Source organism: Enterococcus hailinensis (genome assembly GCF_045862035.1).
In the GTDB taxonomy this organism is placed as follows: Bacteria; Bacillota; Bacilli; order Lactobacillales; family Enterococcaceae; genus Enterococcus_A; species Enterococcus_A hailinensis.
On sequence record NZ_BAAFRV010000030.1, the window covers coordinates 1 to 9,394 of the forward strand.

General features: G+C 34.5%; 8 protein-coding genes and 2 pseudogenes. 2 read left to right on the forward strand and 8 right to left on the reverse strand.

Annotated elements, in window-relative coordinates; translation table 11 throughout:
• Nucleotides 1-563 precede the first annotated feature (563 nt).
• Entirely contained in the window at nt 564-776 is a 213-nt protein-coding gene (locus tag ACKTSC_RS12765; RefSeq protein ID WP_407857789.1) for a hypothetical protein, read from the reverse strand.
• 179 nt (nt 777-955) lie between these two features.
• On the reverse strand, nt 956-1,951 hold the full coding sequence (locus tag ACKTSC_RS12770; RefSeq protein WP_010830860.1) for a YhdH/YhfP family quinone oxidoreductase: 996 nt from the start codon (nt 1,949-1,951) through the stop codon (nt 956-958).
• Nucleotides 1,952-2,056: 105 nt separating this feature from the next.
• On the opposite strand from ACKTSC_RS12770, the gene ACKTSC_RS12775 reads away from it, so the two are divergent.
• Nucleotides 2,057-2,482, forward strand: coding sequence for a MarR family winged helix-turn-helix transcriptional regulator (locus ACKTSC_RS12775; protein WP_407857790.1), 426 nt, complete (start codon nt 2,057-2,059; stop codon nt 2,480-2,482).
• Between the two features lie 267 nt (nt 2,483-2,749).
• Here ACKTSC_RS12775 and ACKTSC_RS12780 read toward each other — a convergent pair whose 3' ends face one another.
• From ACKTSC_RS12780 to ACKTSC_RS12805, 6 genes and pseudogenes are all read right to left on the reverse strand, one after another.
• Nucleotides 2,750-3,364 (reverse strand): recombinase family protein, encoded by a 615-nt coding sequence (locus tag ACKTSC_RS12780; protein ID WP_407857791.1) that lies wholly within the window; start codon nt 3,362-3,364, stop codon nt 2,750-2,752.
• A 202-nt stretch (nt 3,365-3,566) separates the two neighbouring features.
• Nucleotides 3,567-5,276, reverse strand: a pseudogene (tkt, locus tag ACKTSC_RS12785) (transketolase); the annotation flags it as partial.
• A complete protein-coding gene (locus ACKTSC_RS12790; RefSeq protein ID WP_407857792.1) occupies nt 5,275-5,694 on the reverse strand; it encodes a PTS mannitol transporter subunit IIA in 420 nt (139 codons plus the stop codon). The pseudogene tkt and the gene ACKTSC_RS12790, both read right to left, overlap by 2 nt.
• Nucleotides 5,681-7,135 carry a PTS transporter subunit EIIC gene (locus tag ACKTSC_RS12795; protein WP_407857793.1) on the reverse strand — a complete coding sequence of 485 codons (1,455 nt, stop codon included), beginning with the start codon at nt 7,133-7,135 and terminating at the stop codon, nt 5,681-5,683. Before ACKTSC_RS12795 ends, ACKTSC_RS12790 begins: the two co-directional genes overlap by 14 nt.
• A gap of 18 nt (nt 7,136-7,153) precedes the next feature.
• On the reverse strand, nt 7,154-7,924 hold the full coding sequence (locus tag ACKTSC_RS12800) for an SDR family NAD(P)-dependent oxidoreductase (RefSeq protein ID WP_407857794.1): 771 nt from the start codon (nt 7,922-7,924) through the stop codon (nt 7,154-7,156).
• A gap of 105 nt (nt 7,925-8,029) precedes the next feature.
• On the reverse strand, nt 8,030-8,773 hold the full coding sequence (locus tag ACKTSC_RS12805) for a GntR family transcriptional regulator (RefSeq protein WP_187957959.1): 744 nt from the start codon (nt 8,771-8,773) through the stop codon (nt 8,030-8,032).
• A gap of 517 nt (nt 8,774-9,290) precedes the next feature.
• Here ACKTSC_RS12805 and ACKTSC_RS12810 point away from each other — a divergent pair.
• Nucleotides 9,291-9,394: pseudogene (locus tag ACKTSC_RS12810) on the forward strand (IS6 family transposase); the annotation flags it as partial.

Below are 9,394 nucleotides of genomic sequence, written 5' to 3' on the forward strand. Positions count from 1 at the left end.
GCTGTATCTCTTGAAGAACCTGTTAAGGTAACAATTTCCTTCAAACTAAGAGTTCCGCGCGTCTTCAATTCCTCTAAAATTAACTCAAGCCGTTTCTTTTGAATCATAAACATGCCTCCTTTTAAGCCGGTATAAGTATATTTAAATTTTAGCTTAAAATAGCTTATTATTCAATGTTAACCCCTGGTACATAACAAAAACACCCAACAGAGAATTGCTGGATGTTGCACTTTATTCTAGTATTCGGGAGATTAAAATTACTGGTGAATGTTAAGTTTAAGTGCAACTATGAATTGCTTTCATGTAAAAATAGTCCGTTTTTTGCTCTTTTTATTCCTGATTATAAACTTAAACTGATGATATTGTTCGACAAATATATTTTACAGAAAATGAAATATCTTCTTGAAAATATCATGTAATTCTCGCGTATTCTAGTTTGAGCTTTTGAGCTGGCGTTTTCCGTGACCACGTAATCTCTTAATATCAATAGGAACGATTTTCTTGTATATCCAGGTGTATATCGTTGAAGTATAGACTTTTACACTACGGACAGCATTTGCTATCTATTCAGGTGAATATTTCATTTCGAGATACTTCATAATCGTTTTAGTATTGTGTACGGTGGTCTTAGTTGTTGTTCCACAATTTTTCTTACGAATGCGTGCCATGTTGCCGACACTTGTTGCTTGATATGGCAAACTAGCGAGACTATTCTTCTTTCTTTGCTCGGACCCACGTTTGATATCTCTAGAGATCGTTGACCTATGTCGATCCAATCAACGTACTATCTCGGTTTGAGAACAAATACGCTTCTATTTGTCCACGCTCTTCAGCTGACAGATGAACATAGTTCATAATTCAATGCCCCCATCTTAAAATATATAGATAGAGGATGAAAGTTCCCATTTTACATATGGGGTGACTATTCTCTATCTATACTTATTTTTAAGGAATATTATTTCGTAATATCTACAACTGTTCTACCAAGATGTCTCCCCTCTTTTAACAATTGAATTGTATCGGGAAGTTCGTTTAATGAGATCTCAGTGAATAGAGTACTGTCCGTTATTTTCCATTCTTTGGCCATTTTCGCCCAGATCATTTGTCTAAAATCTTGCGATATATTTACTGAATCAATACCAATAAGATTTATTCCACGCAATATGAACGGTAAGACAGTTGTATTTAATTTAATCCCTCCGGCATTTCCGCATAGAGATGCACTTCCTTGATAACATATATACGGAAGTAAATTTGAAACTAGTTCTCCTCCTACAGTGTCTAAAATGTAATTAAAAGTTTGCTTAGCCAATGGCTTTTTTGTGAACTCAAAATCGCTCAGGAGAATAACTTTTTGCGCACCTAATTCCTTGGCAACTTGGATCTGATTTTCTTTTCTAACCAATGCAGTAATATTTTTGTATCCAGCTTGGGATAAGATTTTTAGTGCGATACTACCTACTCCACCTGTAGCTCCAGTCACTAGAATAGCTTGATCAAGAGACGGATTCATTCCATTTTTTTCTAATTCAAAAATGGAAAGAGCTGAGGTTAAACCAGCAGTACCAAAAATCATGGCTTCCTTCATCGATAAGTTTTCAGGTAACCGTACGATCCATGAAGAAGGTACTCTAGCATATTCTGAAAAACCTCCAGTATGCGTCATTCCCATATCATAGCCAGTGACTAGGACTTGCTGCCCCTTAGTATAATTAGGATCTGCAGACTCTTCAATTGTTCCACTTAAATCGATTCCTGGAATCATAGGATAATTTCGTATAACGCCGCCATTCTTTTGGACAGCTAACATATCTTTGTAATTAACTGAAGAATATGCGACTTTTATCAAAACTTCTCCATCGTCCAACGCATCTTTCTTCGTGTGCTCTTCTACTTGATAACTGACGTCCCCATTATTTTCTCTCACAATCAATGCTTTAAATGTATCCATACTCAAAATTCCTTTCTCAACAAAATAGTTTTGTGTCAAAAATGTTTTCAATCAGAACTTAACATGATACTATAGTTCTGTCAATGATTACTGGAGGGATTTATCATGGTAGACAATTGTATGAATTATTTATTGAGTGTTACCCAACATAAAGTTTTCAAGTATTATAGTAAATTATTAGAAAGACAAGGGATTACGTCTGCACAAGCCGGTGTCTTAACCTACATATGGTCCGTACCAGATAATAAAACTACGCCTAAGGAGATAGGGAAAAAACTTCACTTAGAGGCACCAACGGTTTCTGGGATTTTAGATAAAATGCAAAAATTAGACCTGATTAATAGAGAAGTTGATCCCGATAATAGAAGGATAATATTTGTAACACCAACTAATAAGGCCAATCAAATGAAAACTTCGATTAAAAGTACGACTGAAGAAATGAATCAAAAGGTCCTCAAAGATTTTTCATCAGAAGAAGCAGAATTATTGAAACAATTTTTGACCAAACTTATTCATTCTGAAATCAAATAGATTCATAATTAACTACCAGAAAAAGTGCGATTCAGTGATAATATAACAAAAACACCCAGCAGAGATTTGCTGAGTGTTGAACTTTATTCTGCTATCTGGGAGTTGTCAATGGTAAATAGCTTTAAATCGGGATGGTTTCTGCATTGTTATATTTATGTTAACTAAATTCTCGTTAACATGAATATAATCGACTTAGCTAGATTAATCTAAACGATTGTCTGTATTGATGACAAAGCTAATTAATTATTAAGTGATTCAAAAAAGAAATCATACAATTAGTTGGTCGATGTCTTTTTTTATTCGGTAAATTGTTTGCCTAGTCACATTGTAGTCTTTTGCAATTTTTGAAATAGCAACTCCATTCTCCAGATCCTGAACGATGCTTTTATAAACAAGGCGTCGCTGAGGATCTTTTGTTTCTGCACTGTATAACTTAGGACGACCTTTATAGACGCCGTTTGCTTTAGCAATCTTAATTCCTTGTGCCTGGCGTCGTTTAGATTCAGTACGCTCTTGTTCGGCAATCATGGCTAAGATTTGAATGATTAAGTCTTTGATGAATTTATCCAGGAGAGGATTTCCGATTGCTTCAGCCATGATTGGTAAACTGGTGATAATAAGTCGCACATTCTTCTTCTTTAGATAATTAACTGAATCGATAATTTCGTCATAATTTCGTCCAAGTCGATCAATGGCTTCTACAATAAAAATATCTTGCTCTCTGACAAAATCTAAAGCTTCCTGAAAAATTGGCCGATGACTGATAGTTGCTCCAGATTGCTTTTCTATAAAAATTTTTTCAGCGCCAAACTTTTCCATTTCTTCAATTTGGCGTTGTTCATTTTGATCGATGGATGAAACTCGAATATAAGCAATTTTCAAATTTATTTCCTACTTTTCTTAAGCATTTAAAATACACCCTAATCATACGTCAGAACGCTAGATTTTTCAACATAATATCAATGTGTATTTAGGGTACACCTTAATGCTACACATGAATAAAATATAATAAAAGAACCCTGAAAAACCACTAATTAATGGTTCTTCAGAGTTCTTTTAAATACTAAATGTTTTTATCAGACTCTTACATACTTTGATAAATTGACACAATATTTTCTACTGTAAATCCATACTCTTTAATTACTCTATCTCCAGGTGCGCTTGCTCCGTATTTATCGATAGCTATCATTGCACCATCTAGTCCTACGTAACGTTCCCAACCAAAGCTTGAACCCATTTCAATAGAAACGCGTTTGCGAACAGCATTTGGCAAAACAGATTCTTTATATGCAGCGTCTTGTTTTTCAAATAAATCAAAACTTGGCATGGAAACGACAGAAACATCTTTTCCAGCTGCTTTAAGAGATTTTTGTGCTGCCATTGCTAAGGCAACTTCAGATCCAGTAGCGATCAAGATACCTTCTGGAGTTTCGCCGTCTTGTGGCGAAAGGACATAAGCACCTTTAACAACATTTTCTTTTGCTAATTCGTTTGTTTTTGGTAAAACAGGTAAGTTTTGACGAGACAATACCAACATTGTTGGGTGATCTGTTGATGTCATAGCAATCTTCCATGCAGCAACAACTTCATTTCCATCAGCGGGACGTAGGACAGTTAAATTAGGCATACTCCGTAAGCTTGAAAGGTGTTCTACAGGCTCGTGTGTTGGGCCATCTTCTCCAACAGCAACTGAATCGTGTGTAAATACATACGTTACAGGTAATTTAGAAATAGCTGCTAAACGAACGGCCGCTCTTAAATAGTCTGTAAAAACAAAGAATGTTCCCACGTAAGTTTTTGAACCACCATGCAAGGCAATCCCATTTGCTGCGGCTGTCATAGCAAATTCGCGTACACCGTACCAAATATTTCTTCCTTCGTATTGCCCGGGTTGGAAGTCTTTTTCACCAGCAACCATTGTATTATTTGAAGAAGATAAATCCGCAGACCCACCCCAGAAAGCGGGAACAGTCTCAGAAATAGCATTTAATACTTGGCTACTTGAAACACGTGAAGCTAAAGCAGAATCTCCCTCTGTAAAACTAGGTAGTTTGCTATCCCAGTCTTTTGGCAGTTCATTGTTCATAGCTTGTTCAAATTGTTCTGCTAATTCAGGATAATCTTTACTATAATCATTAAATAATGTTTGCCATTCTTTTTCAGATTTTCCGCCTTTATCAACCATTGATTCTTCAAATCTTTGGCTTACTTCATCAGGCACGAAGAAATCTTTGCCTTCCCAATCGTATACTTTTTTAGCAGCTTGGATGCCTTCTGCACCTAAAGGAGCGCCGTGTACTTTGTGTGTTCCTTCGTTTGGTGCACCATAGCCAATGATTGTTTTCACTTCAATCAAAGTTGGTTGAAGCGTATTTTTCTTTGCTTTTTCAATAGCTTGATCAATTTTGTCTACATTATTACCATCTTCAACTAAAATGTGTTGCCAATCATACGCTTCAAATCTTTTACCTACATTTTCTGTAAAGGCTTTAGAGGTTGGTCCATCTAACGAAATATCATTTGAATCATATAAAACAATTAACTTTCCAAGTTTCAAATGACCTGCCAAGCTAGCTGCCTCTGCTGACACACCCTCCATCAAATCTCCATCGCCACAAAGCGCATAGGTATGATGGTTGATAATATTATAATTTAATTTATTATAAGTTGCTGCAAGATGCGCTTCAGCCATTGCCATTCCAACAGCGTTGGCAATTCCCTGGCCGAGGGGGCCAGTTGTGGCTTCTACTCCATCCGTATAATGTACTTCTGGGTGACCGGATTCCCAGTGTTTACTGATTGAATATTTCTAAAAATTCGTCACTATTAGGAGCTTTAACTAGTGATTCAACATAATCCTCATCAGAAAGTTTTACAGCTAAATCTTGTAAGATTTCTAAATGATCATTGTCGCCTCCAGCAATACCAATAATTAGATAAGCTTTATCTTCATCGTACTGAATACCATTTGGATAATGGATAACCGATATGCCTGATTTTTTAACATATTTCTTAGCTTCATTCATACCATGAGGAATAGCAATTCCATTCCCTATATACGTGATATCTGATTTTTCTTTTTCTAACATTGACTCTATATATTGCTCCTCAATTAGATTGTTTTTTAACAGTACTCTACCTGCTTCTCTAATTGCTTGCTCTTTAGAGACACTTTCTTGCTTAAATTCAATTTGATTCTCAGTTATTTTCATCTTGGACCGTCCCTTCTTTTAAGTCTTCTATTAAGATATCATACTGAGGATCATTTAAAAATGATTTTACCGTTCTGACTACTGCATTAGGAGCTACCATCTTCGCACGCTCATATAGTTTTTCGTGAGTAACGATAACTTTTGTATCTTTACTAACACTATCTACCGCTTCATTTATTACTTTGATATTTAATCCTGCTTTATTTACTTTATTTTTCAAAATACCACTACCCATGGCACTAGAACCTATACCAGCATCACATGCAAAGACAATCACATCTATTTCTGAAGTTTTCCATGATAATCTTCTTTTCTCATTTCCATTAACATTTTCATCTTCATTTCCTGATATTACTGGTGCTACTTTTTCAACGCCAAGCATATTACTGATATCATCACCTAAAGATACATCTTCATCTTCTACTACTGATCTATCTAATTTTAGGATGGCTGCAGCAGTAAGCAAACTGCCTAAAATTCCTGCTAAGATACCTAGTAATACTGAAATAGCTCCTCCTTTTGGAAGCATAATTAAGAAGGATATGATACTTCCAGGATGAGGATATCCAGCTAATCCTGCATTCAATAATACCCACACAATAATTTGCGCGATACCACCGGCAATAACAGCTAAAAACATAAGTGGTCTCATCAATACATAAGGGAAATAAACTTCATGGATTCCACCAATAAATTGGATTAGTAATGCTGATGGAGCAGATTTCTTACTATTCCCTTTACCAAACATAGAATAAGCAATTAGAATACCAGCCCCAGGTGCAGGACTCGATACAAGCATGTAGAATAATGTTTTCCCTCCATGTTCTAGTATTTCCGATGCTCCAAGTGGAACAAAAATACCTTGATCAATGGCATTATTTAAAAATAATACTTTTGCTGGTTCGATAATAACTGCTAATAAAGGATATAATCCTGCAGCAATTAAGAAATTAATACCACTAGTAGCTAGAGCAGTTAAGCTAGCAATAACAGGCCCTATGACATAGAATGAAAACACTGCTAATATAAGTCCAATTATACCAATTGAAAAGTTATTGATTAACATTTCAAATCCAGATTTTATTTTACCGTCTATTGCTGTATCTACTTTTTTGATAGTCCACCCTCCGAGTGGTCCAAGAATCATTGCAGCCAGGAACATTGGAATTTCTGATCCAAAAATTGCTCCTGAAGCGGCAACCGCACCTGCTACCGCTCCACGTTGACCATAGATCATTCGTCCACCAGTATAAGCAATTAAAATAGGTAACAAGTATTGCAGCATTGGTGAAATCATCGTCGCTAAATCAGCATTAGGTAACCAGCCAGTTTCTAAGAATAAAGCCGTTATTAATCCCCACGCTATGAATGCTCCAATATTAGGAATAACCATACCTGCTAAAAAACCACCAAATTTTTGTATTTTTATTTTCATATTCATATGATTTTTCCCTCTCTGTTAAAACATTATGTCTCCGCCGTTTAAATTAATCGTTTGTCCAGTTATATAAGTTGCATCGTCGCTTAGTAAGAATTTAACTAATTTTGCTACATCTTCCACTGTTCCCAGTTTTCTTAACGGAATTTTAGCCTTAAAATAATCCATCACTTCATCTGGATTTAAGTTTCGTTTTTTTGCATAATCTTTTTTTTGTTCATCCCACATTGGTGTATATATTACTCCTGGTGCAATACTATTAACTCTAATACCCTTAGGCCCAAATTCAGCTGCTAATGATTGTGTTAATCCAATAACACCAAATTTACTTGAGCAATAAGCTTGATAACTACTCGTTCCTACTTTTCCGGATTGAGAAGATAGATTTATGATACTTCCTTTTCCCTTTTCTAACATCTGTTCTACTGCAACCTTACAACATAAGAACTGACCTTTTAAATTAATATCTAATGTATTATCCCATAATTCTTCTGTGTGTTCGAAAAATGGAATTATCTTAGAGATACCAGCACTATTAACCCAATAATCAACTAGTCCATATTTTTCTTTAATATAATCTCCTAATTCTTTTATATCATTAGCATTGGTCACATCTAATTTTCTTGCTTCTGCCTTAAATCCATTATCCTCAATCTCTTTAGCTACTTCGAGAGCTGCCTCTCCATTGATATCGCTTACAATGACTTGTGCACCTATTCTAGCAAGTTCTAGACAGATACCCGCACCAATACCGCTTCCTCCACCTGTTACAACAGCTATCTTTCCATTCATAATCTCGATAAAGCATCATCCTCCAGTTTTATTTAAGTCGTAGTAACGACGTCATAACCTCATTATATCATGAATTAAAAAGAAGGCAATAAAAAAAAGTGAATACTATTCACTTTTTTTTAATATGATTTTATAAACGCTAATATCTCCTCTGTCTCGAGAGATTGAATACTCAACAGGAGTTCCACCTATATCATAGGTTCTTGTTTCAACATGCTGAATAGGTTCGTTATTTTTTATATTTAGTAAAATTGAGTCTTCCTCTTCAACTTTTTTAGCACGAAATTCTTTTTCGGCAAAACCAATTTTGACATCATACTTTTCTTTCATAATTGCAAATAAAGAATTATTTGATAAATCATCTTCTTCTAATCCATTTGCATAAGCAACAGGGACATAAGTAGTAACGACTATCACAGGAGTTTCATTAAGAAATCTTAATCGCTCTATTTTATAGAAATCAGTTACTTCATTTCCAAAAATCTTTACAAGCTCATCATTTTTTTTTATCTTTTCAATTGAAAGTAACTTAGTAGAACTCTTATTTCCATTGGTTTCAAACTCTTCTCGGAAACTTCTTAATTCTTGCAAATTCCATAAGTGCTTCTTCCGAGGTATCACAAAGGTTCCAATCCCTCTTCTTTTTTCTAAATATCCTTCGTTAACTAGGTTTTCAATTGCCTGTCTTACAGTAGTTCTACTTAAACCAGATTCTTTAATAATTATTGTTTCGGGAGGTAAACTTTCGTCCTCTTGATAAGTTCCGTTATCAATTTTTTCTATTATTGTTTTTTGTAATTGGTAATATAAAGGTGTGGGATTATCCTTATCAATAAAAAAATGATTCATATAATTACTCCTTTCGTTATCGGTTCATCATGTCATCACATCCAATTGTACTTTATTTAAATAATTTTTAATAGAGATCAAGTACATAACAAAATAAATCTTCATATGTATTGGTCTTTAAAAACTAAAAAGTAAGAAATGAAAGATTAATCTTTTCAGCTATGGTCAACTGTAGTTTTTTCATTTCTTACAAAGTACCTATATAATATATCACTTTGATTACAGTATTTTCTTTCATTAGTTATTCCGCTTTTTTTAAAAGATGCATAAATTTAATTTTTTCAAAATATTTCCAATATATATTTTTCATTTTTTATGAGAAAATATAAAAATCTACTTTCTCCATAAATATCTATATATTCGTTTCCGCCAAATTTTTGACCATTAGTCATGACCAGTTACATATATTAATTCCACTGGAATTAATACTCTTGAGTTATGACGGTTCTGTTGCAAAGTTTTAAATCTACTATCAAATAAGGTAGAATAATAGAAAAAGATAGCAGGAGGAATGACGATGAATCATTTTAAAGGAAAGCAATTTCAGCAGGATGTGATTATTGTAGCCGTGGGCTACTATCTTCGTTATAACCTTAGCTATCGTGAAGTTCAAGAAATCTT